Source organism: Kitasatospora sp. NBC_01302 (assembly GCF_035976515.1).
In the GTDB taxonomy this organism is placed as follows: domain Bacteria; phylum Actinomycetota; class Actinomycetes; order Streptomycetales; family Streptomycetaceae; genus Kitasatospora.
Genome location: NZ_CP108404.1, coordinates 903094 through 928337 on the forward strand (window position 1 = coordinate 903094; position 25244 = coordinate 928337).

The 25244-nt window shown below is 73.9% G+C and carries 19 protein-coding genes; 11 read left to right on the forward strand and 8 right to left on the reverse strand.

Features of this window, described 5'->3' with window-relative positions; all coding sequences use genetic code 11:
- Positions 1-467 precede the first annotated feature (467 nt).
- The gene (locus OG294_RS04100; RefSeq protein ID WP_327064994.1) at positions 468-875 is read right to left on the reverse strand and encodes a PPOX class F420-dependent oxidoreductase; all 408 of its coding nucleotides are present in this window, start codon (positions 873-875) and stop codon (positions 468-470) included.
- A 218-nt stretch (positions 876-1093) separates the two neighbouring features.
- On the opposite strand from OG294_RS04100, the gene OG294_RS04105 reads away from it, so the two are divergent.
- From OG294_RS04105 to OG294_RS04125, 5 genes are all read left to right on the forward strand, one after another.
- Positions 1094-2233 (forward strand): enolase C-terminal domain-like protein, encoded by a 1140-nt coding sequence (locus OG294_RS04105; RefSeq protein WP_327064995.1) that lies wholly within the window; start codon positions 1094-1096, stop codon positions 2231-2233.
- Positions 2230-2997 carry an SDR family NAD(P)-dependent oxidoreductase gene (locus OG294_RS04110; protein WP_327064996.1) on the forward strand — a complete coding sequence of 256 codons (768 nt, stop codon included), beginning with the start codon at positions 2230-2232 and terminating at the stop codon, positions 2995-2997. Before OG294_RS04105 ends, OG294_RS04110 begins: the two co-directional genes overlap by 4 nt.
- A gap of 5 nt (positions 2998-3002) precedes the next feature.
- Positions 3003-3977, forward strand: coding sequence for an SMP-30/gluconolactonase/LRE family protein (locus OG294_RS04115; protein ID WP_327064997.1), 975 nt, complete (start codon positions 3003-3005; stop codon positions 3975-3977).
- A 111-nt stretch (positions 3978-4088) separates the two neighbouring features.
- Positions 4089-5501, forward strand: a complete 1413-nt coding sequence (locus OG294_RS04120) for an MFS transporter (RefSeq protein ID WP_327064998.1) — start codon at positions 4089-4091, stop codon at positions 5499-5501.
- A gap of 58 nt (positions 5502-5559) precedes the next feature.
- Positions 5560-7689: a right-handed parallel beta-helix repeat-containing protein gene (locus tag OG294_RS04125; RefSeq protein ID WP_327064999.1), complete on the forward strand. Its 2130-nt coding sequence runs from the start codon at positions 5560-5562 to the stop codon at positions 7687-7689.
- Positions 7690-7838: 149 nt separating this feature from the next.
- Here the strand turns inward: OG294_RS04125 and OG294_RS04130 are convergent, their stop codons facing one another.
- Positions 7839-8375: an NUDIX hydrolase family protein gene (locus OG294_RS04130; RefSeq protein ID WP_327065000.1), complete on the reverse strand. Its 537-nt coding sequence runs from the start codon at positions 8373-8375 to the stop codon at positions 7839-7841.
- Between the two features lie 203 nt (positions 8376-8578).
- Between OG294_RS04130 and OG294_RS04135 the strand changes: the two genes are divergently transcribed.
- Complete coding sequence (locus tag OG294_RS04135; RefSeq protein WP_327065001.1) at positions 8579-8899, forward strand: MazG-like family protein; 321 nt, start codon at positions 8579-8581, stop codon at positions 8897-8899.
- Positions 8900-8921: 22 nt separating this feature from the next.
- Here OG294_RS04135 and OG294_RS04140 read toward each other — a convergent pair whose 3' ends face one another.
- The 4 genes from OG294_RS04140 to OG294_RS04155 form a co-directional block, all read right to left on the reverse strand.
- On the reverse strand, positions 8922-9629 hold the full coding sequence (locus tag OG294_RS04140; protein ID WP_327065002.1) for a hypothetical protein: 708 nt from the start codon (positions 9627-9629) through the stop codon (positions 8922-8924).
- Positions 9630-9804: 175 nt separating this feature from the next.
- Positions 9805-10923 carry a galactose-1-phosphate uridylyltransferase gene (gene galT, locus OG294_RS04145; RefSeq protein ID WP_327065003.1) on the reverse strand — a complete coding sequence of 373 codons (1119 nt, stop codon included), beginning with the start codon at positions 10921-10923 and terminating at the stop codon, positions 9805-9807.
- A gap of 147 nt (positions 10924-11070) precedes the next feature.
- A complete protein-coding gene (locus OG294_RS04150; protein WP_327065004.1) occupies positions 11071-13503 on the reverse strand; it encodes a glycoside hydrolase family 95 protein in 2433 nt (810 codons plus the stop codon).
- Between the two features lie 42 nt (positions 13504-13545).
- Positions 13546-14550 carry a LacI family DNA-binding transcriptional regulator gene (locus tag OG294_RS04155; protein ID WP_327065005.1) on the reverse strand — a complete coding sequence of 335 codons (1005 nt, stop codon included), beginning with the start codon at positions 14548-14550 and terminating at the stop codon, positions 13546-13548.
- 279 nt (positions 14551-14829) lie between these two features.
- On the opposite strand from OG294_RS04155, the gene OG294_RS04160 reads away from it, so the two are divergent.
- The 5 genes from OG294_RS04160 (at position 14830) to OG294_RS04180 (ending at position 22311) form a co-directional block, all read left to right on the forward strand.
- Positions 14830-16134, forward strand: coding sequence for an ABC transporter substrate-binding protein (locus OG294_RS04160; protein ID WP_327065006.1), 1305 nt, complete (start codon positions 14830-14832; stop codon positions 16132-16134).
- A gap of 4 nt (positions 16135-16138) precedes the next feature.
- Entirely contained in the window at positions 16139-17104 is a 966-nt protein-coding gene (locus tag OG294_RS04165) for a carbohydrate ABC transporter permease (RefSeq protein ID WP_327065007.1), read from the forward strand.
- A gap of 35 nt (positions 17105-17139) precedes the next feature.
- Positions 17140-17979, forward strand: a complete 840-nt coding sequence (locus tag OG294_RS04170; RefSeq protein ID WP_327065008.1) for a carbohydrate ABC transporter permease — start codon at positions 17140-17142, stop codon at positions 17977-17979.
- On the forward strand, positions 17976-19862 hold the full coding sequence (locus OG294_RS04175; protein WP_327065009.1) for a DUF5107 domain-containing protein: 1887 nt from the start codon (positions 17976-17978) through the stop codon (positions 19860-19862). Before OG294_RS04170 ends, OG294_RS04175 begins: the two co-directional genes overlap by 4 nt.
- 136 nt (positions 19863-19998) lie before the next feature.
- Positions 19999-22311 carry an RICIN domain-containing protein gene (locus tag OG294_RS04180; RefSeq protein WP_327065010.1) on the forward strand — a complete coding sequence of 771 codons (2313 nt, stop codon included), beginning with the start codon at positions 19999-20001 and terminating at the stop codon, positions 22309-22311.
- Between the two features lie 94 nt (positions 22312-22405).
- On the opposite strand, the gene OG294_RS04185 is transcribed toward OG294_RS04180, so the two are convergent.
- On the reverse strand, positions 22406-23809 hold the full coding sequence (locus OG294_RS04185) for an FAD-dependent oxidoreductase (RefSeq protein WP_327065011.1): 1404 nt from the start codon (positions 23807-23809) through the stop codon (positions 22406-22408).
- Between the two features lie 160 nt (positions 23810-23969).
- Positions 23970-25217 (reverse strand): MFS transporter, encoded by a 1248-nt coding sequence (locus tag OG294_RS04190; protein ID WP_327065012.1) that lies wholly within the window; start codon positions 25215-25217, stop codon positions 23970-23972.
- Positions 25218-25244: the final 27 nt, after the last annotated feature.

Sequence of the window (25244 nt, forward strand, 5' to 3'; positions counted from 1 at the left end):
GGTGACCATTCTCCGGGCCCGGCGGAATACCGCCGGGCCATCACCGAAGAACAGCGCCCCAAACGCCGCGCAAACTCCGCGTCAACAAATGGCGCGAATCGGCGTTTCGGTTCATGGCGATTTGATGACAATGGTGAGTCCATGACAATCACGGACCGGTGAACTCGGCCACCCCGCCCAGGTCACCCGGGCCGCCGCACGGAGCCGCTCGCGCACGGCACGGTGACCGCCCCGCCCTGGGCCGGCGGCCCGAATACGGCACCGGGGCCCGCGGGAATTGCCCGGACCGGACCATTTCGACGGCTTATTCCGACCCCGGCCGGACACCGCCGGCTGCCCCCCGGGGGCAGGCCGCGGGGATCCCGGGCCGCGGCCGAACGGGCAAGCCCGTGCGGCCGGTTGATGCCCGGCGATTCGACGATTCGCCGCCGGGCACGGGCCGGCACGGGCCCAGGGGCGGACAGCCGCTACAGCGAGCCGACGACCTTGCGCGGGGTCACGCGCACGACGACGCGCGGGGCGTCGTCCTTCGAGGCGGGATTGAAGTCCGCGTAGTCCTTGCCCGTGTACCGCCGCGAGAGGGTGTTGATCAGTTCCTGCCCGCCCTCGCCGGTCATGCTGACCGTGCCGCGCACCTCGGCGTAGGTGTAGGGCGCCGCAGGCGGGTTGATCATGACCGTGGCCCGCGGGTCGCGCCGCAGGTTCTGCTCCTTGCGGCGGCCGACGGTGGTGGAGATCAGCAGGTCGTTGCCGTCCCGCAGGACCCAGGTGACCGAGAGCTGGGGGCTGCCGTCGGGCTGGATCGTCGCCAAGGTCACGAAGGCGGGCTGTTCGTCGAGGTACTTCTTCAAGTCGTCGGAGAGTTCAGCGGACACGGTCCATCACCCGTTCTCGAAGGGGTCCGTTTGAGGTGTTACGCACCATATCTCCCACGGCAGTTCAGTACCGCGCCCCACGCCCGGGCACCCCGGCGCGTCTGGGGCGGTGCGCGCCGTGCGCACTCCCGCACGCCCGCGCACCGCTTGCGGAGCCGCTTGTACGCCGGTTAGTTTCTTCTCGAAATTAACCGGGAACGGCTGGTGGGCGGGGCGGAATGGCACAGCAAGCGGCGCTCTACGGCTGCGCGGTGAGTGAGCGGACACGGTGGCTGGTGCTGGCGCTGACCGACGAGGACGGGGTGACCGGGTACGGCGAGTGCTCGGACGCCGGGCCGGTGGCCGCCGTCGTCGAACGGCTGCGCGCCTGGGCGGCCGGCGCGCCGCCGCCCGGCGACTTCACCGCACGGACGGTCGGCGGCGGTCTGGCGCAGGCACGCGCGGACCAGGCCGCCCGCCGGGCCGGCCAGCCGCTGTGGTCCTGGTACGGCGGCACGGCCCCGCGCCCGGTGCCGCTCTACGCGAACATCAACCGGGTGCCGGGCGGCCGGACGCCCGCCGAGGTGGCCCGCGCCGCCGAAGCCGCGCTGGCTGCCGGGCACCACACGGTCAAGCTCGCCCCCTTCGACGTCCCCGGCACCGTCCCCGGCACCAGGGAGCTGGGCCGGCTCGGGCTGCGCCGGGTCCAGGCGGTGCGCGCCGCGATCGGGCCGGGGCCGCGCCTGCTGGTCGACTGTCACGAACGGCTGCCGCTCGGGCCGCTCAGCGCCCTGCTGGACGGGCTGGCCGCCGCCGGGGTGGGCTGGCTGGAGGACGGGGTCGGCATCGACCGCCCGGCCGAGCTGCGGCTGCTGCGCGCCCGCACCGCCCTGCCGCTGGCCGGCGGCGAGTTCGCCCACAACCCCGCTCAACTGACGTCCGTGGAGGGCCTGTTGGACGTCCTTCTGCCGGACGTCAAGCACGCCGGCGGTCCGGCGGCAGTGCGCGCGCTGGCCCGCGCCGCCGGCCGGGCCCGCATCTCGCTGCACAACCCGAGCGGACCGGTGGCGGCGCTGCACAGCGCCCACCTCACCGTGGCGCTCGACGGCGACCTGCTGGAGAGTGCGGTCGGCGAGGTGCCGTGGCGGGCCGACCTGGTCGGCGGCGGCGAGCGGATCGCCCGCGGCGAACTCCTGCTGCCTCAGGGCCCAGGGCTCGGCGCCGACTTCGACCCGGCCCACCCGAGCGCCACCCTGCTCTGGTCCGCCACCGTCCACACCCGTGAATCCCACATCCGTGAACCCCGCACCCGTGAACCCCGCACCCGTGAACCCCGCACCCGTGAACCCCGCACCCTGGAATCGGAGCGCACCCCATGACCACCCGTGAGCCCGCCCCCGCGGGCCGCACCGCCGTGGTGACCGGCGCCGCCGGCGGCATCGGCCGCGCCGTGGTCGCCGCGCTGGCCGAACGCGGCCACGCCGTACTGGCCGTCGACCTCGACCCGCGCGTCCACACCCTGACGGCGGCAGCGCCCGCCCCCGTCGCCGCCCTCGTCGCGGACCTCGCCGACCCCGCGGCCCCGCGCCGGGTGCTCGCGGCGGCCCGCGACCTGCCGGGCCACCCGCGCACCCTGGTCAACTGCGCCTTCGCCGAGGAGCGCGGCCCGCTGCGCGAGGTGACCGACGAGGGCTGGGCCCGCACCTTCGAGGTGAGCCTGCACGCGGCCGTCCGCCTCGCGCGGGCCTTCGCCGACACGCTGATCACCGCGGGCGCCCCCGGTGCGGTGGTCAACATCGCCTCCGTCCACGCGGGCCTGGCCGCGCCGGGGATGGGCCCGTACGCCGCCGCCAAGGCCGGCCTGCTCGCCTTCACCCGCACCGCCGCCGTCGAGTGGGGCGGCCACGGCATCCGGGTCAACGCCGTCTCGCCGGGCTTCATCGCGGTCGAGCGCAACCGCCACCTCTGGCAGGACGAGGAGCAGTTGGCGCGCCGGCTGAGCCAGTACCCGCTCGCCCGGGCCGGTCGGCCCGTGGAGGTGGCCGAGGCGGTGGCCTTCCTGGCCGGGGACGGCGCCTCGTACGTGACCGGCGCGGTCCTGCCGGTGGACGGCGGCATCACCGCCCGGCTGCCGGAGCTGTGACCGCCGTGCACCGATCCCCCGTCACCCACCGCGCCGTGCCGGTGGTCCGCACCCGCGCCGAGGTCGGCGAGTCACCGCTGTGGGACTCCCGGGCCGGCGTGCTCTGGTGGACCGACATCCCGCGCGGACGGCTGCACCGCTTCGCTCCGGCGACCGGCGCCGACCCTGGTGCCGGCATCGACTCCGACATCGACTCCGGCGCCGACTCCGGTACCGACACCGTGCCCCGCCCCGACCTGCCGGGCCCGCTCAGCGCGGTCGCGCTGCACGCCGGCGGCGGGCTGCTGGCCGCCCTCGGCGACCAGGTCCTGCACCTGACCGACGACGGGCGGACCGCCCCGGTGGCCCGGGTGCCGCTGCCCTCACCCGAGCACCGGCTCAACGACGGCCGGGTCGACCCGCTCGGCCGGTTCTGGGTGGGCACCATGTCCACCACCGGCGAGCGGGGCACCAGCGCGCTCCACCGGGTCGACCCCGACGGGCGCAGCACGCTCCAGCTCGCCGGGGTGAGCATCTCCAACGGCCTGGACCACTCACCGGACGGCCGGCTGGCCTACTACGCCGACACGCCGACCGGCGAGGTCGCCGTGCTCGACTGCGCCGACCCGCACCGCCCGCCGCGCCGGGTGGGCACGCTGGCCCGCTTCACGCACGGTGTGCCGGACGGACTCGCGGTCGACGCCGAGGGCTGCGTCTGGGTCGCGCTCTTCAACGGCTGGGCCGTGCACCGCTACCGGCCCGACGGCACGCTCGACGCCGTGGTGCCGCTGCCGGTGGCCAAGGTGACCAGCTGCGCCTTCGGCGGTCCGGGGCTCGACACGCTCTACATCACCACCGCCAGCCGGCTGCTGGACGCGACCGAGCTCGCCGGGCAGCCGCTGGCCGGGTCGCTCTTCGCCTGCCGGCCCGGCGTGACCGGCCTGCCGGCGCACGCCTTCGCGGGCCGAGGCCTGCCGGGGATGGAGTGTTGCGCCGTGTGAACGGCGTGTCGCCGCGGATGGCGATCCGGCGGGCGGCCTTGTCGTCCTGACGGCGGCTTACTAAATTTCCGAAAGAAATTAAGCCCCCCAGGCGCCAGGAGCACCCATCCCATGAGCACCCCCGTGACCACCTCGCGCGTCTCCGCGCGCACCGTGCGCAGACTCGCCCCGCCCCTGGTGGCCTTCGGCGAGTTCGTCGACGGCTACGACCTGCTGGTGATGAGCTGCGCCCTGGTCTTCCTCACCCCCGCCTTCGCGCTCACCGCCGCGGACAAGGGCGTGCTCGGCGCGGCCAGCTTCGTCGGCGCGGCCGTCGGCGCCCTGGTCTTCGGCGACCTGACGGACCGTTTCGGGCGCCGGGCGATCTTCGTGCTCAACCTGGTGCTCTTCGTGGTCTCCGCGCTGGCCTCCGCCTTCGTCACCAACGTCCCCGAACTGGTCGTCGCCCGCGTGCTGGTGGGCATCGGCGTCGGCATGGACCTCCCCACCAGCTCCGCGTTCCTGGCCGAGGTCGCCCCGCGCAGCCGCCGCGGCCGGATCTCCGGGACCCTGCCCAACGCGATGTGGCTGCTGGGCGCGATCACCTCGGCCGGGGTCGCGATCGGCCTCCAGGGCCACCCCGACGGCTGGCGCTGGCTCTTCGGCCTGGCGGCCGTGCCGGCCCTGCTGGTGCTGGCCGCCCGGCAGTTGCTGCCCGAGTCGCCGCGCTGGCTGCAGGCGCAGGGACGTGAGGCCGAGGCGCAGGCCCTCTACGCGGATCTCGGCCTCACGCCCCCGGCCCGCACCGCCCCCGCCGAGCCGGCCGGCACGACGGACAAGGCCGGGAAGCCGCGCGGCTACCGCGCCCTGTTCGGCCGCCGCTACCGCACCCGCACCCTCGCCTTCGCGCTCTTCTTCGCCGCCAACGGCCTGGGCGGCGGCGTCAGCACCATCGCGGGCCCGCTCTTCCTGGCGGCGGCCGGCCTGAACAAGAGCCAGACCATGCAGTTCACCCTCTACGGCTTCCTAATGGGCCTGACCGCCGTCCTGCTCGGCGCCCTGCTGATCGACCGGATCAACCGCCGCTGGTTCGGCGCGGCCACCGCGCTCGGCGCCCTCGCCTCCACCCAACTCCTCGCCTGGGGCGGCAAGGAGAACCACACCCTGGTCTTCACCTGCTGGCTCGCCTTCACCTTCTTCACCTGGATCGGCCCCGGCACGCTGGCCTGGGTCTGGTCCGCGGAGCTCTTCCCGACGGCGCTGCGCGGCGTCGGGGTCGGCTTCACCCAGGCCGCGGGGCGCCTCGCCATCGCCGTCACCGCCGGCTTCGGCCCCACCGTGATCAGCGCCTGGAGCCTGCACGCGGTGGCCCTATTCTCCGCCGCCTACCTGGTCTGCGCACTGGTGCTGCTCGCCTTCCCGTTCTTCGCCACCACCGGCGCCGAGCTGGAGGAGACGGCCGCCGAGACACCGGCCGCCTCGCCGGCCGCGTCCACCCCCAGCACCACGGGTGCCGCCGAGCCGCTGACCGCGCTGCGCTCCTGACCGGCCGTCATCCCGGCCCCCGCTCCCCACCGCTCCGGTCCGTGAAGGAGGACCCCTGGTGTCACCCCGCACCCGCCCGGCACGGCTGCGCCCGCTCGCCCTGATCCTCGGCGTGCTCGCCCTCGCCCTGCCCGCCGCCCCCGCCGCCCAGGCCGCATCGGGCCCCAGCACGTACTACGTCGACTGCTCGGCCAGCACCGACGGCAGCGGCGCCCAGGCCGCCCCGTTCAACAGCCTGGCCGACGTCAACGCGCTGACCCTGCAGCCCGGCGACGCCGTCCTGCTGAACCGCGGCACCACCTGCCTGGGCACCCTGGCCCCGCAGGGCTCCGGCACCGCCGCGGCCCCCGTCACCGTCGACGCCTACGGCACCGGGGCGCTGCCCGCGATCAACGCCAACGGCGCCGCCCAGGCCGTGCTGCTCTCCGGCGAGTCCTACCTGCAGGTCCGCGACCTGTCGCTGTCCGCCCCCGGCGACAACACCACGGCCCGGCGCGGCGTCTACGTCTACGCCGCCGACGCCGGCACGCTGCCCGGGATCGTGCTGCAGGGGCTGGACGTCCACGACGTGCGCGGCGCCCTGCCGTCGAGCACCAGGAGCGGGGCGGGCACCGGCAAGTACGCCGGCGCCTCCGGCGGCATCGTCGTCGAGGCCCAGGGCAGCACCACCCCGACCGCCTTCGCCGGGCTGCAGATCCTGGACAACCGGATCCACTCGGTGGACCGCCAGGGCATCTACACCTGGTCGAACTGGTGCCGCTCCAGCCGGCTGGCCGCCTTCTGGAACAGCCTGTGCAGCGCGCCGTGGGACCCGATGACCGGCCTGGTGGTGCGCGGCAACCTGCTCTGGGACATCGGCGGCGACGGCATCGCCCCGATGACCGGCCAGCAGACCCTGGTCGAGCACAACACCCTGCAGGGCTTCAACGTGCGCTCCGGCTCACCGAACGCCGGGATGTGGACGGCGAACACGGTCAACGCCGTCTTCCAGTACAACGACACCTCGGGCGGGCAGACCACCGCCGACGGGATGGCCTACGACGTGGACCACTCCACCGACGGCGTGGTCTTCCAGTACAACCTGTCGCACGACAACCAGGGCGGCTTCTTCCTGCTCTGCCCGTACAACACCCCCACCAGCGACTTCACCATCCGCTACAACATCTCCATCGACGACAGGGCCCGCGGTTTCCAGGTCTGCGACGGCGCCCTGACCAACGGCCGGATCTACGGCAACACGCTCTACCTGGCCGACGGCATCAGCCAGCAGATCGTCACCGAGAGCACCAGCGCGACTCTGGACGTGCACTTCACCGACAACGCGGTGGTCCGCCACGGCTCCACCGGCACCGTCGGATGGACCCTCGACGCCCCCGCCTGGATCAACGACCACAACCTCTTCTACGACGTCCCCGTCCCCGCCGGAGCCACCAACTCCACCACCGCGGCCCCGCTGTTCACCGGCCGCGAGCTGGTCGACGCCTACGGCTACCAGTACGGCGCGGGCTCGGCGGCGCCGGGCGCGGGCGTGAGCGTGGCCGGCAACGGCGGCCAGGACTACTTCGGCACCGCGCTGCCCGCCAACGGCCCCGTGCCCGTCGGCGCCTACACCGGCGCCCCGGCCTGTGCCCCGCCGCTCGCCGACACCTTCAACACCGACCCGGCGGGCAGCGCCCCCACCGGCTGGACGGTCACCGGGCCGGGCTCCGGCGCACTCGCCGGCGCCGATCCGGCCGGCGGCTACGGCGCCGCCCTGCTGCTGACCGCGGGCAGCAGCGCCACCAGCGTGGTGCGCTCGTTCACCGCGCCCGGCGGCGACGTGCGGATCGACACCCGGCTGCGCGCCGCCCAGACCACGGCGGCGGTCGGCTTCCACGTGCTGGACGCCGCCGGCAACCCGCTCGCCCAGTTCAGCCTGGCCGCCGACGGCAACGCCGCCTACACCGACGCGGGCAGCTGGACCGACGCGGCCTTCGCCTACCCCGCCGGGGTCTGGCTGCCGGTCTCGCTGGTGCTGCACCCCGCCGCGGGAACCTACGACATCACCGTCGCGGGCCGCTCCCTCGGCACCGCCCGCCTCACCCCGGGCGCCGGACCCGCCGCCCAGCTGCGCTACAACGTCCCGGCCGGCTCGGCCGCGGCCGGCTTCGCCGCCGACGACGCGTTCGTCCAGCCGCTCGCCTGCTGACCGGCGGCCGGTGCACCCGGCCTCCGGCCGTACACGTCCGTGCCCCACCCTTGCCGTGCGGCAAAGGGTGGGGCACGAAGGGGCCGGGGCCCGGCCGGCCCGGGTGCTCAGCCGCTCAGGTCGGGCACCCGCCCAGGTCAGGAAGGTGCTCAGGTCGGGCAGCCGACGTGCGCGAGGGCGCGCTTGAGCAGGGCGCCCTGCCCGTTCGGCATCTCCTGCAGCACCAGCGACGAGGCGGCCTCCTGGGGGCTGAACCAGACCAGGTCGAGCGCGTCCTGCCGCGGCCGGCAGTCACCGGCCACCGGGATCACGTAGGCGAGCGAGACCGCGTGCTGGCGCGGGTCGTGGAACTCGGTGATGCCCAGCGTCGGGAAGTACTCCGCGACGGTGAACGGCTGCAGCGAGGCCGGGATCCGGGGCAGCGCGACCGGGCCGAGGTCCTTCTCCAGGTGGCGCAGCAGCGCGTCGCGGATCCGCTCGTGGTGCAGCACGCGCCCGGAGACCAGGGTGCGGCTGACCGTCCCGTCCGGCCCGATCCGCAGCAGCAGCCCGATCTGGGTGACCTCACCGGTGTCGTCGACGCGCACCGGCACGGCCTCGACGTAGAGGATCGGTATCCGGGCCCGCGTCGTCTCAAGTTCCTCGGGAGCGAGCCAGCCTGGCGTGGTTTCCGTCGTTTCAGACATTCGCTGATCGTACGTTCCCCACCTGCCCCGTTGTCGACGCCCCGCCCGGCGGACCACCCCAGCACGACGCTCCCCCGCCCGGACCGGGCCCTGCGCAGGTCCGGCCGGAATCGAAATCACCGCCTTCGCCCCGGGCACGCCGGAACTCGCCCAGAACCTCCCGGCTTGAACGAACCGTTCGAACACCGGCAGGATCACCGGACATGGACGACACCTGGGAGATCATCAACTCCCTTGCCGCACGCCTCGATTCCCACTCGCCCCTGCCCGCCGGGGAGGAGCGGTGGGTGCTGCAGGCGCTCAAGCTGCAGGAGGAGTGCGGCGAGGTCGCCGAGGCCGTGATCGGCGCGCTCGCGGCCAACCCCCGCAAGGGGCAGAGCCACTCCTGGGACGACGTACGGAAGGAGGCCTGTGACGTGGCGGTGAGCGCGCTGGTGCTGCTGAGCCGGATGGGCGGCGACCCGCGGTGGTTCTTCGAGGAGCATGTGCAGGGGCTCCGCCGCCGGGACCTGGAGGCGGGGTGAGCCGCCCCGGCCGGGCGGGCCGTCAGCAGCCGTCGGTGCCCGCGATCAGCGCGCCCGGGTGGTCGGGCACCCAACCGGCGGCCTCGCCCGTGCTCCGCAGCAACTGCTCGCCCCAGCGGTCCAGGTAGCCCGGCACCGCGTCCGGAGCCTCGTCCAGCAGGCAGGTCAGGGTGGCCGTGGTGAGGTCGGCGATGGCGAGGAGCAGCGCGCAGGTGTCGTCGAGCAGGTGGTCGTCGCGGACGAAGCCGTCGTAGCGGCTGGTGAAGCGGTCGCTCGGGCGGCGCTGGGTACGGCCCGACGGGCCGGGGGTGACCACCCGGGCCGCGTCCGCCGCTGCCTCGACGGCCAGCCACACCAGGGCGAGGGCGGCCGGCTCGGGCGGGCGGGCGTCCCCGTCGGCGCGGGCCGTCTGCCGGGCCGCGGCCGAGGCCTCGCCCAGCCTCGCCTTGGCGGCGGCGGTGTTCCCCTGATGGAGGGCGACGACCAGGCCGGCCGACCGGCGGGCCAGGGCGTCGAGCACCGCGAGCAGGCACTCGCGCGGCCCGGCCCCGCCGACGCTGGGGCCGGCCAGCCAGCTCTCCAGCAGATCGAGCACCCGGGCCGCCCGCGCGGGTCGCACCGGGCCGGTGGTGCCGGGCAGCGGTTCGCCGGCGGCGATCCGCAGCACACCGACGGCGACCAGCCTGATCTCGGGACCATCCGGCCAGACCGGCGAGCATCGTCCGGGCATGACGACCCCCTCCCTCTTCTCCACCAGCCCCCTGCCACCGCGCGCCCGCGGGACGCGGCGGACACCGGCCGTTCGTCACGTATACGAAGCCTCTGCACAGTACACGCGGGGTGCCGCTCCCGTCACCACCCGCGATCGGAATCGGCCCGCTCGGGCAACCCGCCGCCGGACTGCGTCAGGTGGCCACCTCGCGCAGCCGCTCGGCCGCCGCCTCGGGCGTGACGTCGTTGACGAACGCGTCCATCCCCGACTCCACCCCGGCCAGGTGTTTGAGCTTGTCGGCCGTTCTGCGGGTGGTGAACAGTTCCAGGTGCAGCGCGAGTTCACTCCCCCCGGTGACGGGGGCCTGGTGCCAGCCGGCGATGTAGGGCGTCGGGTCCGCCGGGGCGGGCCGCCCGGGCCCGGCGAACAGCCGGTCGAAGCGGCGCAGCAACTCCAGGTAGAGCGCGGGGAACTCGGCGCGCTCCGGCTCGGTCAGCGCGGTCAGGTCGGGCACCCGGCGGTGCGGGTAGAGGTGGACCTCGTAGGGCCAGCGCGCGGCGAAGGGGACGAAGGCCGTCCAGTGCTCCCCGGCCAGCACCACCCGGACCTTGTCGGCGCACTCGGCGTCCAGCAGGTCCTCGAAGAGGTTGCGGCCGGTGGCGGCGCGGTGCCGGTCGGCCTGCTCGATCATCCGGGCGGTGCGCGGCGCGGTGAAGGGGAAGGCGTAGATCTGGCCGTGCGGGTGGGCGAGGGTGACGCCGATCTCGGCGCCGCGGTTCTCGAAGCAGTACACCTGTTCGACGCCGGGCAGCGCCATCAGCGCGCCGGTGCGGTCGGTCCAGGCGTCCAGCACGAGGCGGGCCCGGTCGGGGGTGAGGTCGGCGAAGCAGGAGCCGTGCGCGGCGGTGAAGCAGACCACCTCGCAGCGGCCCACGCCCGGGTGCTCCGTGCGCAGCCCGTCGGCGGGGCCGGCGAGGAGCCCGTCGTGCGGCCCCGCGGCGGTCATGGCCAGCGAGGGGAAGCGGTTCTCGAAGACCGCCACCTGGTAGTCGTCGGCCGGGATCTCGCTGCGCCGCCCGTCGCCCGAGGGGCACAGCGGGCACTCGTCGGCGGGCGGGTGGTAGGTCCGCGACTGGCGGTGGGCCGCGATGGTCACCCAGGCCCCGGTGGCCGGGTCGCGGCGGACGGTGGACAGGTTCGCGACGGGGGCGAGCGGGCGCGGGTCGGTGATGTTCCGCGCGGCGGACGACCCGTCCCGGTCGAAGTAGATCAGCTCGCGGCCGTCCGCCAGGGCGGCGATCGTCTTGGTCACGGCGTTCCTCTCGGCCTTGCGTCGGGGGGCGGACAGAATCGGTTGCGGTGACCACGGCGGGTGCGAGCCCGCGGGTGCGGGCCGGCGAGCGCGAACCGGCGGGTACCGGCCCGCGGGTGCGGGCCGCCGGATCCCTCGGCGGCCGGTTCAGCGGCTCACGGCCAGCCGGTAGGTCGCGTCGGCGGTGGCATCGACGGTCAGACACGGGTTGCCCGTCGGGGACGCGGCCGGGACGGTGCGCACCGCCTCGCCCGTGTGGTCGGTGACGGTCGGCCGCGGTGTGCCGGGCGCGAGCAGCAGGGTCAGGCGCTGGGCCCGGGTGGTGCGGACGGTGGCCGCGGCGAGGCGCCCGCCTGCCCAGCGGAGGTCGACGGTGCTGCCGCCGCGGGCGCGCAGGCCCTGGACGCGGCCCTGCGGCCAGGCCCGGGGCAGGGCGGGCAGCAGGCGCAGCACGCCGTTGTGGCTCTGCAGCAGCATCTCGGCGACCGCGGCGGTCAGGCCGAGGTTGCCGTCGATCTGGAAGAGGTCGGGCGGGTGCAGGCCGAAGAGGTTGGGGGCGGTGTACTCGGCCGCCAGCCGGCGGACGGCGCGGTGGGCCAGTTCGCCGTCACCGAGGCGGGCGGCCAGCGCGGCGGCCCAGGCCGTGCTCCAGCCGGTGCTCCCGCCGCCGTGGACACTCCCCAGCCGGCGCTCCAGGGCGAGCCGGGCCGACCGGGCAGCGGACGGGTCGGTGAGCGGGTCGATCGCGCTGCCGGGGTAGAGGCCGTAGAGGTGGGAGAAGTGGCGGTGCCCCGGGTCCTCCTCGGGCAGGTCGGCCCACCACTCCAGCAGCCGCCCGTCCGGGCCGGTCGCGGGCGGGCGCAGCCGGGCCCTGGCCGCGTCCAGGCGACCGGCCAGGTCGTGGTCGGTGGCGAGCAGGCGGGCGGCGGCGGCCGTGGTGGCGAGGAGTTCGGCGGTGAGCCAGTGGTCCATGGCCGCCCCGGCCGAGACGGCGGCCAGCCCGCCGCCGGGATGCGTGCCCCCCGGCAGGCGGAAGTGGTGCTCGGGGGAGGTCGAGGGGCAGGTGACCAGGTGGCCTTCCCCGTCCTCGGTGAGGAAGTCCAGCAGGAAGCGGGCGGCGCCGCGCATCAGTGGGTAGGCCCACTCGGCGAGGAACCGCCGGTCGCCGCCGAACTGGTAGTGCTCCCAGAGGTGGGCGCAGAGCCAGGCGGCGGCCATCGGCCAGTTCGCCCAGGACGGCGAGCCGCAGACCGGGTTGGTCGCGCGCCACAGGTCGGTGTTGTGGTGCACGGTCCAGCCGTCGGCGCCGTAGTAGGTGTCGGCGGTGCGGGCGCCCGGCTCGGCGAGGTCGGCGATCAGGTCGAACAGCGGCTGGTGGCAGGTGGGCAGGCCGGTGGTCTCGGCGGGCCAGTAGGCCATCTGGAGGTTGATGTTGGTGGTCCAGTTGGCGTTCCAGGGCGGGGCGACCTCGGTGTTCCAGATCCCCTGCAGGTTCGCGGGCTGGCCACCAGGCCGCGAGGAGGCGATCAACAGGTAGCGGCCGTAGGCGAACTGAAGCTGCGTCAGACCGACGTCGTCGCCGCCCGCCCGGACGGCGGCGAGCCGCTCGTCGGTGGGCAGGTCGTCGGTGGGCAGGTCGTCGGCGGGGTCGCCCAGGGTGAGCGTCATCGCGCGGAACAGCCGCCGGTGGTCGGCGATGTGCGCCTCGCGCAGCCGCTCGTAGGGGTGATCGACGGCCGCGGCCAGCCGCGCCAGGACGTCCTGGTACGGGCCGTCGTCCGGGCCCACGGGGGTCGCGTCGGGCCCGCGGTAGCCGGTGGCGACGGCGACCAGCAGCACCGCCTCGTCCGCACCACTGACCGTCAACTCATCGCCCGAGAAATCGACTTGACCGCCGACGGCCAGGACCCGCAGCCCGGCGGCGAATCCCGTGCCCGCGTCGTCGCGGTAGTGTGCCGGGTCGTCCGCACCGAAGGCCACGTGCGCGGGCGCCCGGCCGGTCACGGCAAGGAGGTCCGGGGTCTCACCGCCGTACCAGCGGGCACCGGGGTGCGGGGTGGTGAGGCGGGCGGTGAGGCCGAGCGTGCCGGGCCGCGAGGAGGTGATCCTGGTGACGAACAGGCCGGTCCGGGCGCAGACGAAGGACTCCCGCAGCACGTCGGCCCCGTCGACGCGGTAGGAGACGCGGTGGACGGCGGTGTCCAGATCCAGGGCGCGAACGTGATCCTCAACGACCTGTCCTGAGCGGCCGAAGGCCAGCCGCAGCGTGGCCAGCGGCTGGAAGGCCTCCGTGAACGGGCCCTGCATCCGCTCGGCGAGCCGGTCCGCCTTCGCGTAGTCGCGCTCCACCAGGACGGCCGTGCGCAGCGCCGCCAACTGGTCGGCCGCGCCCGCCCGGTCGCGCGGCCCTGGGCCGCCGGACCACAGTGTGTCGGCGTTGAGGTGCACGGTCTCCGCCGCGCCGCCGCCGTACAGCAGCGCGCCGAGCCGCCCGTCGCCCAGCGGCAGCGCCTCCAGGAAGGAGCGGGCCGGGCCGCGGTACCACAGGCGCTGCTGCCGATGAGCCGGGTCGAGGGTCATAGGGGCTTTCCTGTCGGGGAGTTCCGGTCGCCGGGCAGCCGCTCAGACCCCGGGGCACGGCCCGGTGCTGTCCCGCACGATGAGCTCGGGCCGCAGCAGCTGCACCGAGTTGGACGGCGTCCCGGTCTTGGTGATGGCCCGCAGCAGCAGCTCGGTCGCCTGCCGGGCCATCTCCCGCTTGGGGATCGACACGGTGGTCAGCGAGGGCCTGGTCAGCTGCACCTCGGCGTTGTCGTCGTGCCCCACCACCGAGAGGTTGCCCGGGACCGAGCGCCCGGCGTCGCGGGCGGCCTCCAGGGCGCCGAGGGCGAGCACGTCGTGGGTGGCGAAGAGCGCGGTGACGCCCGGGTCGGCGGCGAGGGCGGCGCGCGCGGCGGCGAAACCGCCGGCCGGGGTGGGTTCGGGGGCGAGGTGCACGGCGCTGTCGGGGACGGTGAGGCCGTCGGCCGCGAAGGCGCGCCGGAAGCCGGCGACCCGCACGGTGTGCGCGGGGCTGGCCAGCACGGCGACCCGCTGGTGGCCGAGTTCGCGCAGGTGGCGCCCGGCCAGGTAGCCGGCCCGCTCGTAGTCGATGGTGACGACCGGGAACCGGTCGGGTGCCTCGGTCTCCCAGGCGCAGAGCACCACCGGGAACCGGGCGTCGGCCAGCAGCGGCAGGTGGTCGATCAGGTCCTGGTCGCCGGCGATCAGCAGCGCGTCCACCGAGCGGCTGGTCAGCCCGGCCAGGTAGCGCCGGGCCCGCTCGCCGTCGAGGCGGGTGGTGGCCAGCAGCAGGTGGTAGCCGGCCGCCTCCAGCACGTCCTCGACCTCCTCGACCAGCTCGGCATAGAAGGAGCCGGCCAGGGTGGGGACGAACAGGCCCACCGTCATGGTGCTGCCGGTGGCCAGCGAGCGGGCCACCAGGTTCGGGGTGTAGCCCAGTTCGTCGATCGCCGCCCGCACCCGGGCCGCGGTCGTCGGGCGCACCGCGACCCGTCCGGTGATCACGTTGGAGACGGTCTGCTTCGTGACCCCCGCGCGCTCGGCCACGTCCTGCATCGTCACCATCGATGATCCCTCGCATTTGACCGGTTAAGCAAAGACGCTCGCAAGGTAGCCCCAGCGGTCGGCCGCGTCAAGCAAGATCCCGCGCCCCGCTCTTGTCTCCCCAGCGGCCACGTGCGCCTCGATCGTCACGTGTTCGGTTGCTGCGCACTTTTTTGCAACCTCCCTCTTGTTTTATCGGTCAAATGCGCACTACGTTTCCGACCCAGTCGGCGACTCCGCGGGACGGGGCCCGCCGGCGGCGGCTCTGCGCGAGTCTCGCGCCTCGGAGAGGACACACTGATGGGCAGAACGACGATGCCGGCCACTCGGGTGGCCGGTGCGGCCGTGGCGACCGCGCTGGTACTGGGGCTGACGGCCTGCGGCAGTGGCTCGGGCGGCGCAGCGGGCGGCGGCAGCGGGGGCGGCTTCACCTACTGGTCGATGTGGCGCTCCGACGAGCCGCAGGCGCAGGTGCTGAAGAGCGCGATCGCCGACTTCACCGCGTCCACCGGCATCAAGGTCACCGTCAACTGGACCGGTCGCGACATCGCCAAGAAGATCGGCCCGGCGATCGCCGCGGGCCAGGCACCCGACCTGTGGGACGAGTCCAACGACGTGGTCTACGGCTCGGTGGCCGCCGCCGGCCAGGCCCTGGACCTCTCCCCCGTGCTGGCCATGCAGGTCCCGGGCGAGAACGTGCCGGTCTCCGAGGTGGTCCCGGCGAAGTTCCTCGACGTGCTGCCCAAGGACCCGGCCGGTCAGAACCGCTACCTGATCCCGTACGACGTCGCCACCACCGGCATGTTCTACAACGCCGCCGACCCGGACATCGCCGCGGCCATGCCGAGTCCGCCGGCCGACTGGACCGGGCTGCTCGGCGTCTGCGACGCGCTCAAGGCCAAGGGCAAGTCCTGCGTCGCCACCGAGGGCGAGGACCCGTGGACCAATGAGCTGTACTTCGACTACCTGCTGAACGCCGCCGGCGTCGACTTCGGCAAGCTGTCGGCCGACAAGTCCGGCGCGAGCTGGAACGACCCGGCCGTGCTCACGGCGGCGCAGGACGTGGCGCGGCTGGTCAACGGCGGCTACCTGATCTCCGGCTACGACGCCACCAAGTACCCGGCGCAGGAGACCAACTGGGCGAGCGGCAAGGCCGCCTTCTACATGGACGGCAGCTACGTCACCGGCGAGGTCGCCAAACAGATCCCGCCCACCTGGAAGTTCGGCTCGATGCTGCCGCCCGGCGCCAAGAGCCCGGACGTCTCGCTGTTCGGCTTCTCGATCCCCAAGCGGGCCAAGAACGCCACCGCCGCCGAGAAGTTCATCGCATTCTTCCTGCAGAAGAAGGAGCTGTCGGGCATGGCGACCACCGCGCTCAACCTCACCCCGCGCGCCGACATCCCGGCCCCCGCGGCCCTCGCCGACGCGCAGCAGCAGCTGAGCGGGCCCAGCGTGCGCCTGGCCTTCGACGGCGTGGCCGGCGACTGGTCGCCCAAGGTGCTCGACCAGAACTACCTGGACCTGTGGCACGGCAGCATCAGCGCCGAGCAGTTCGTGGCCAAGTGCCGCTCCGCCCAGGCCACGTACTGGCAGACGCAGGGCTGAGCCGGTGACGACCACGATCCAGCACCCTCCCCGGGCCCCGGGCGCCGGCACCCAGGCCCGCCGCCCGCGCCGCCGCGGCCTCGGCCCCCACGAGCGCCAACAGCGCCGGATGTTCTGGCCGTTCACCGCCCCCGCACTGATCGCCTACGCGGTGCTCTTCCTCGCCCCGGTCGGCTACGCGGTATGGACCAGCCTCTACAAGTGGGACGGCATGGGCGCCATGCAGTGGCGCGGCCTGAAGAACTACCAAGTGCTCTTCCAGGACCCGGTGTTCCGCACCTCCCTGGTGAACACGCTGGAGCTGATGTTCGTCGGCGGGGCGATCACCTTCCTGATCAGCTTCGTGCTGACCCTGGTGCTGCGGGAGATGAAGGCCCGGCTCTTCGCCCGCTCCGTCCTCTTCTTCCCCTCGCTGGTCAACGGCATGGTCTTCGGCATCGCGGCCGGCTTCCTCTTCTCGCCCACCGGCCCGGTCAACCAGGCGCTGCACCTGCTCGGGGTGACCACGCCGCCCAAGTGGCTCTCGACCGCCGACCTGTTCCCGATGGTGCTGGGCACCGTGATCTGGACGGCCACCGGCTACTACACCTCGATCATCATGGCGGCGGTCGACCAGATCCCCGACTACCTCTACGAGGCCGCCGAACTCGACGGCGCGGGTGCCTTCCAGCGCTTCCGCCATGTGACCCTGCCCTGCGCGTGGGACGTGATCTCGGTCTGCGCCGTGCTGTGGACGGTCAGCTCGGTGAAGATCTTCGAGCTGATCCTGCTCTTCGGCGGCAGCACCAACTCACTCCCACCGGTCGACAGTTGGAACACCGCCCTGTACGTGTACGCGGAGGCCTTCCCGCGCGCCACGGTGCCGCGGCTGGGCATGGCGACGGCCGCCGCGGTGGTCACCCTGCTGATGGTCACGCTGGTGACCGTGGTGCTGCGCCGAGTTCTGCGCCGCGACCCCATCGAGTACTGAGCCGATCACCACCCACCCCGACGAAAGGCCACCCCGTGCCAAGCAGACGCGGATCAGCGGCGGTACGCATCGGCACGGCGGTCGTGTGGGCCGTCGTCGCCGCCAACCTGCTGCTGCTCCTGTGGATCTTCCTGACCTCGCTGCGCAGCGGCCCCGACATCCTCAAGCACAACTTCGGTCTGACGACCCTCCCGCGGTTCGGCAACTACGGCACCGCGCTGGGCCAGGGCGGCTTCGCCCGGGCCGCGCTCAACAGCGTGCTCACCGCCGCCGGCTCCTCGCTGGTGGCCATCGCGCTGGCCGCGCCCTGCGCCTACGCGCTGGCCCGGCGCCGCTCGCGGACCTCCTCCGCGCTGACCATGACCTTCGCGCTGGGGCTCGGCGTGCCCGGCCAGGTGCTGGTGGTGCCGCTCTTCGTCGGCCTGGCCAAGGTCGACCTGACCGACAGCGACCTCGGCCTCGCCCTGGTCTACGTGGGCCTCGCCATGCCCTTCACGGTCTTCCTGCTCACCGGCTTCTTCTCCTCGATCCCCGGGGTGCTGGAGGAGGCGGCCGTACTGGACGGCGCCGGGCCGCTGCGCACCTTCCTGCAGGTGGTCCTCCCGGTGGCCCGGGGCGGGCTGATCACCGCGTTCCTGCTGCAGTTCATCACCGGCTGGAACGAGACCCTCTTCGCCATCGTGCTGACGAGCAGCCAGAGCAAGGTCACCCTCCCGGTGGCGCTCGCCTCGTTCGTCGCCGCACAGCAGTTCAACGGCCTGGACTACGGCACCATGTTCGCCGGGGTCTGCATCATCCTCGCCCCGATGATCGCGCTCTTCTCCTGGATGGGGACGCGGATCATCCAGGGCATGACGACAGGAATCGGCAAGTGACCTCCTCCCTGCACACCGGCCTGCTGCGGATCGAGGGGACGGCCGACCCGGTCGCCGGCCTGCTGCCGATCCTGCACGGCCTGTCCCCCTCCACCGCCGGCGGCGCCGGGGTGGACGAGGAGATGCGCCGCAACCTCGCCTACGGCGCACCGTCCTCGCTGCTGCCCTACACCCGCCAGGGCGACTACGACCGGGTCCGCGCCGAGCGCGAACTGCCGTGCGTGGTCCTGGCGAACGAGATCCTCACCGCGACCTTCCTGCCCTCGCTGGGCGGCCGGCTCTGGTCGCTGGTGCACCGGCCGAGCGGTCGCGAACTGCTGCACCGCAACCCGGTCCTGCAGCCCGCCAACCTCGCACTGCGCGACGCCTGGCTGGCCGGCGGGGTGGAGTGGAACCTCGGCATGACCGGGCACTGGCCGCTGACCTGCGAGCCGCTGCACGCCGTGCGGCTGAACGCACCGGACGGCACCCCGGTCCTGCGGATGTACGCCTTCGAGCGGCTGCGGCGCATCGTGCTGCGGATGGACGCCTGGCTGCCGAGCGGATCGCCGGTGCTGCTCGTCCACGTCCGGCTGCACAATCCCTCGCCGCAGCCGACCCCGGTCTACTGGTGGTCCAACATCGCCGTCCCCGAGGACGCGGACACCCGCGTGCTGGGCCCGGCCGGGCACGCCTTCCACTGCGACTACGTCAGCGACCTGACCCGGGTGCCCTTCCCCCAGCTGGACGGCGCCGACCGCAGCTACCCGGGCCGGGTCGCCCGCGCCGCCGACTACTTCCTCGACATCCCGGACGGCGAGCGCCGCTGGATCGCCGCCCTGGACCGGGACGGCATCGGACTCGTGCAGACCTCCACCGACCGGCTGCGCGGTCGCAAGCTGTTCTGCTGGGGCACCGCCACCGGCGGCCGGCACTGGCAGGAGTGGCTCTCCGGGCCGGGCACCGGTTACCTGGAGATCCAGGCCGGCCTGGCCCGCACCCAGCTGGAACACCTGCCGCTGCCCGCCGGGGAGACCTGGTCGTGGACCGAGGCGTACGGCAGGCTCGAAGCCGATCCGGCCGCTGTGCACGGTAGTTGGGAGCAGGCGCGGGCGGCGGCCGGTGCGGCGCTGGACCGCCTCGTGCCGCCGTCCGCGCTGGCGGAGGCGCCGGCCGCGGCGGACGGCTTCGGCGAGCCCGTGGAGCAGTTGTCCGACGGCTCGGGCTGGGCCGCGCTGGAGATCGAGGCGGGCGAGCTGCCCGCCTCCCCGCAGCTGCCCTTCGGTGCGCCCGGCGCCGAGCAGCAGCCCTGGCGCCGACTGCTCGCCACCGGGACCCTGCCGGTCAGCGACCCGCCCGCCGCCCCCGTCACCGGAGCCCACTGGCGCCGCCGCCTTGAGGACCACGCGCCGGACTGGCACGCCCTCTATCACCTCGGCCTGCTGCGCCTGGCCGACGGCGAAGCCGACGCCGCCCGGCAGGCGTTCAAGCGCTCACTGGGCGAACGGCGGACCTGCTGGGCACTGCGCGCGCTGGCGCAGCTGGCCGCCGACCCGCAGGAGGCCGCCGACCTGATGGCCGAGGCCCATCAACTACGGCCCGGCTTGCGGGAACTGACCATCGAGGTGCTCGACACGCTGCTCGCGGCCGACCGCGTGCGAGCGGCCCTCGCCCTCATCGAGGCGCTGCCCGCCGCCACCCGCGCGCACGGCCGGATCCGGCTGGCGGAGGCCACCGCCGCCCACGCCGCCGGTGACGACGACCGGGTGCGCCGGCTGCTGGCCGAGGGCATCCGGGTGGACAACATGCGCGAGGGCGAGGTGTCCCTGGACACCCTGTGGCTCGCCGTCCACCCCGGCGAACCGGTACCGCCGCAGTACGACTTCCGCATGTCGGCGGGCTGATCCCGCACCGGACCGCACCACCCTGGGGGGAAGAGCTGGTCGGGACCCCCGTCCCGACCCGACCGGCGTCGGCCTGCGACGCCGGTACACCCGGGGCCCGCCCCCCACGGCGGCCCCGAGAAGACAAGGAGTCACTGTGTCAGCTCCTCGAAGTCCCCGAAGCGCCCGAAGTCCTCGAAGTGCCCGAAGCTCCCGAAGTGCCCGAAGCTCGCGAAGTGCCCGAGGTTCGGGACGCCGCAGGCTGCTCGGCGCGGTCACGGCCCTGGCGCTGTCGCTGGCCGGCGGCAACCTGCTGGGCGCCGCGCAGGCCTCGGCCGCACCCCACGCGGCCACCTACACGATCACCATCGGCTCGACGGGCAGCTACGGCTACGCCGACGACACCCCGGCCAGCCCGTACCTCGACAAGGACGGCACCTTCTACTTCCAGGAGTCCCACTCGCTCTACGGCGCCACCGACCCGCGCCAGTGGAGCTTCTACACCGGCAGCGACTTCGCCGGTGCCACCCTCGACACCTCGCTGAGCAACGCCGTCGACCCCGCCAACTCCAAGGACAGCAACGGCGACACCACCTGGCGCTGCAACACGAGCGTCACCGGAGTCAACTCCACCGCCGCACCAGCTGGTTCGGGCTACTCCCAGCCCAACTACTGCGACCTGGTGGGCGTCTGGGTCGACCCGGACACCGGCGACTGGTACGGGCTGGTGCACAACGAGTTCACCCCCCAGCCGTTCGGCGACGGCCTGCACTACGACGCCATCGACTACGCGGTCTCCCACGACCAGGGCCACACCTGGACCATCTCCGGCCACGCCATCACCTCCCCGTACAGCACCACGCGCGGCGACAACTCGGCGTTCCCGAACCAGACCTACGACTACGGCGACGGCGACCCGCGCCTGTTCGTCGACACCGCCTCCGGCTACTTCTACGTCTACTACGGCTCGCGGATCATCCCCAAGGCCGGCGCCGGCGGCAGCAACGGCGGCCTGGCGCACGTCGCCCGCGCCCCGATCTCCGGCAAGATGGCGCCCGGCAGCTGGCAGAAGTGGTACGACGGCGCGTGGACCCAGCCCGGCGTGGGCGGCCTGGAGAGCAACATGGTCCCCGCCACCGCCGCCGCACCGAGCGGGTACACGCCGGTCGGCCAGGACTACAACCCCGCCAACACCGGGAACGTCGACCAGCAGGTGGCGGCCGGGGTGCTGCCGGCCAAGTCGCCCCTGTTCATCATGAACATCGCCTACGACGCCTACCTCGGCCTCTACATCGGCGAGCCCGAGGTGGTCTCCGGCACCGCTCCCCAGCAGTTCTACGTCACCGACAACCTGGCCACCCAGCAGTGGCACCTGGCCGGCGACTCGGGCAGCTACCAGTCCGGCTCCTGGTACCGCTGGTTCCTCGACAGCGCCAACCTCACCAGCTCCACCCTGATCGGCAAGTCGTTCCGCTCCTACTGCGCGATCTCCTGCGCCAGTTCGGACGGCGAGTACGCCAACGTGACGGTCGACTCCTCCGCCCCCGCCGCCGCGCCCTTCGACCCGGCCAGGACCTACCGGATCGCCAGCGGCGAGGGCCGGGTCCTGACCCAGGCCGCGAACGGCTCCGCCACCACCTCCGCAGCCGCCGCCACCGGCTCGGCCCGGGAGGGCTGGTCCTTCGCGAGCGACGGGGACGGCTCCTACCGGATCACCAACGCCGCCACCGGCGGACTGCTCGGCGTCGGCTCCGGCACGACCGCCGACCGCGCCTGGGGCACCAGCCCCACCGTCACCCCCGCCGGCACCGGCGGCCCCACCGTCGGCCAGCAGTGGTTCGTCCTGCCCGACACCTCCGCCACCGGGGCGGCCGACGGCAACTACCGCCTGGTCAACCGCTACAGCGGCCTGGTGCTCGGTCTGACCTCGACCGGCGGCGGCCACGCCGAGACCACCGCACCCCGTTCCTGGAGCGACACCACCGGCAGCCCCGTCGGCGGCGGTCGCACCGCGGCGCAGCAGACCCTCACCATGACCCCGGTCGGCACGGTCACCGGCAACCTCAACGGCGCCCACACCCTGGCCGCCGCCGGCAAGGCCCTGGACGACCCCGGCCACAGCACCACCGCGGGCACCCGACTGATCACCTGGACCCCCAACGGAGGCGCCAACCAGAGCTGGCAGTTCACCCAGCAGCCCGACGGCTCCTACCAGCTCGTCAACACCCAGTCCGGCCTCTGCGCCGACGACCGGAACGGCGCCACCACCCCCGGCACCCCGGTGATCCAGTGGCCCTGCACCGGCGCCGCCAACCAGCACTGGACGGCCGCCAGGCTGGCCGACGGCCGCTACACCCTCACCAACACCCACAGCGGCCTGCTGCTCACCACGGCGACGACCTCGGACGGTTCGCCGGTGACCCAGCAGCCCGCCACCGGCTCGGCGCTCCAGCAGTGGACGATCGGTTAGCAGGCTGACCCACCCGCTCACGAGAGCCCCGGCCCGCGCGTGCGGGCCGGGGCGTTCGTCGGCGACCGGAGCCGGCCCTCCCCGCCTCGACGGGTCAGGCCGGTGTGCCGGGTGGCGGCCCACCCGTGCCGCGGCGGGAGGCCAGCGCCTTGCGGAGCACCTTGGCGGCCACCGCCGGGTGGAAGAGGGTGGTGGGCGGGGAGACCATGTTGATCACCCTGGCGAAGCGGGTCCAGACCGCCGGGTCGTGGGTGGCGACGGCGAAGAGCCAGGTGTTGTACCAGTGGGCGAAGCGGGCGGGCAGGGGGTGGCGGCCGGTGTCCCACATGAGGTCGGAGTTGCCGGAGAGGGTCCAGGGGGCGAGCACGATCCGGGCCACGCCGCGTTGGAAGGCGCGGCCGAGCGTGGCGAGGCCGTCGGGGCGGGTGCGGCGGGCGCGGAGCATGCGGTGGAGCAGGTCGGCCTCCAGGGCCGCCACGGTGAGGCCCTGGCCGTAGACCGGGTTGAACACGCAGACCGAGTCGCCCAGGGCCAGCAGCTGCGCCGGCCAGCTGCGGCACGCGTGGAAGGGGCGCCAGCGGCTGTTGACGTTGGTGTAGCGGTGGACCGGGCCGGCCTCGGCGCGCCGGGTGAGCTGCTCGGCGAGGTGCGGGTTGCGCAGTTGGCGGGCGAAGTCGAGGTAGCCGCCGTCGTCGGTGGGCGGCACGAGGTCGCCGTAGCCGAAGAGCGAGCAGGTCCACCGGTCGTACTCGACGGCCATCAGGACGCCGCCGCGCGCGACCTCGGGCGCGAAGGTCATCTGGTAGGCGACCTGGTGCTCCGGCGGGTTCGCGGTGTCCCGCTCGAAGGTGGAGGAGGTGTAGGTGATCCGGCCCTTGACGACGCGCTCCGGCGGCACCTCGACCCCGGCCTCGCGCAGCCACCGGTCCAGCGGGCTGGAGCGGCCACCCGCGTCGACCACCAGGTCGGCCGTCAACTCCCGGGCCTGCTCGTCCTCCCCGGTGCGGTACCGCACGCCGGTGACGGCCCCGGTCGGGGCGAAGACCAGCCCCTCGCAGCGGGTGCCCGCGTGCTGGGTCACGTTGGGCAGTGCCAGGACCCGGCGGCGCAGGCGGCGTTCCAGCTCGCCGCGGGTGAACGTCTGGATCCGCACGCCGGTGCGGCAGCGCGGCGCGTATCCGGTGGGCAGCAGGAAGCTGATCGCCTCGCCGTAGTCGAAGACCGGCGCTCCTGCCTCGTGCAACTCCGCGCGCAGGCCCGGGAAGTACCGCTCCAGGACTTCGGCGCCCTTGGCGAGCATCGCATGGGCGTGGTGGCCCTGCGGGGTGTGCGGGTGCACCCCGGTGTCGCTGGTCACCTCGTCCCGCTCCAGCAGCACGACCTCGCGGAAGTGGTCGGCCAGGACCCGGGCGGTGACCAGGCCCGCGTACCCGGCACCGATGACGACAGCGGTCTGCCAGGGCGCGGGCCCGGAGGTCGGGCGGGGTCGGAGTCGCAAGAGAAGTCCTCCACGGACACGGTGACGCTCGGTCAGTTGGCCGTCCCTATGATCGCCGCGATCCTCCGCCCGGTCCAGGGAGCGCACGAGGCACGCGCCGGGCAGGCGGCGGAAGGCCCCTGGCCGTACCGGTGCGGCACCACCCCGGGTGACGTGCGCCTCAGGTCAGGCTCACCGCTGCCTGGTCCGCCGCCTCGCGGGGTGCCCGCTCGCGGCGTGGCAGCAGCAGGGGGGTGGCCAGCAGGAGGACGCCGGCGAGGACGATCGCGGTGCGGGGGCTGGTGGCGGCGGCGAGCAGGCCCCACAGGGCGGTCATCGCCGCGATGCTGGCGCTGCTGCCGATCGACCACGCGGTCAGGGTGCGGGCGACGAGCTCGGAGTCGGTGTTCTCGAGCCGGTAGGTGGACAGCAGCGGGCCGAACAGGCCGCAGCAGGTCACCAGGCCGAGCTGGACGCCGATGACGAGCAGGATCCCGGGGAGACCGGGCTGCACGAACGCCAGGCCGACAGGCCAGCACGCGCGCACCACCCCGCTGGCGAGCAGCATCCGGCGCTGCCCGAACCGCGCCGCGAGCGGGCGCGCGAGGCGTGAACCGATCAGTCCGCCGATGCACGGGGCCGCGAAGGCGAGAGCGTACTGCCAGGGGGCGAAGCCGAGGTGGCCCAGCATGAGGACGGCCATGAGCGGGTCGGCGGCCATGATCAGGCCGTTGACCACGATCGAGTTGACGAAGAGCGGGCGCAGCACGGGGTGGCGCAGGATGTGGCGCCAGCCTTCGAGCAGGTCGCCCGCGCGCAGCCGCGGGGCAGCGCTCCGGGCGGGCTGCGGTTCCGTGCCGCCGATGGCGCGGATGCCCAGCGCCGAGAGCAGATAGCTGACCGCGTCGGCCAGCACGGTGGTCACCGGGCCGAAGAGCGCGATCGCGGCGCCGCCCAGCGGCGGTCCGATCATGGTCGCGCTCCAGGTGGTGGACTCGAAGCGGCCGTTGGCGACGAGCAGGTCCTGCGGTGGGACGAGCGACTTCAGGTAGGCGCCGCTGGCCGCCTTGAAGGCGATGTCGGCCGCGGCGGTGGCGACCGAGACGAGGAGCAGCTGGACGAAGCTGAGCAGGCCGAGCGCGAACGCGGCGGGAATGCTGAGCAGCGCCGCGCACCGGACCAGGTCCATCGCCATCATGACCGGCCGCTTGCGGCGGAACTCCACCCACGGGCCGAGCGGCACCGCGACCAGGGCCCCCACCGCCCGTCCCGTGGCGGCCAGCGCCGCCACCTGGGCCGGCCCGCAGTGCAGCACCAGGACCGCGATCAAGGGGAACGCGCCGAAGCCGAACCCGGTGCCGTACGCGCTGACCACGTACGCCGTCCACAGCCACCCGAACTGCCGCCCGAGCGTCCGCCGCCCCGCCATACCCACCGCACCTCTCCCATGACCTGA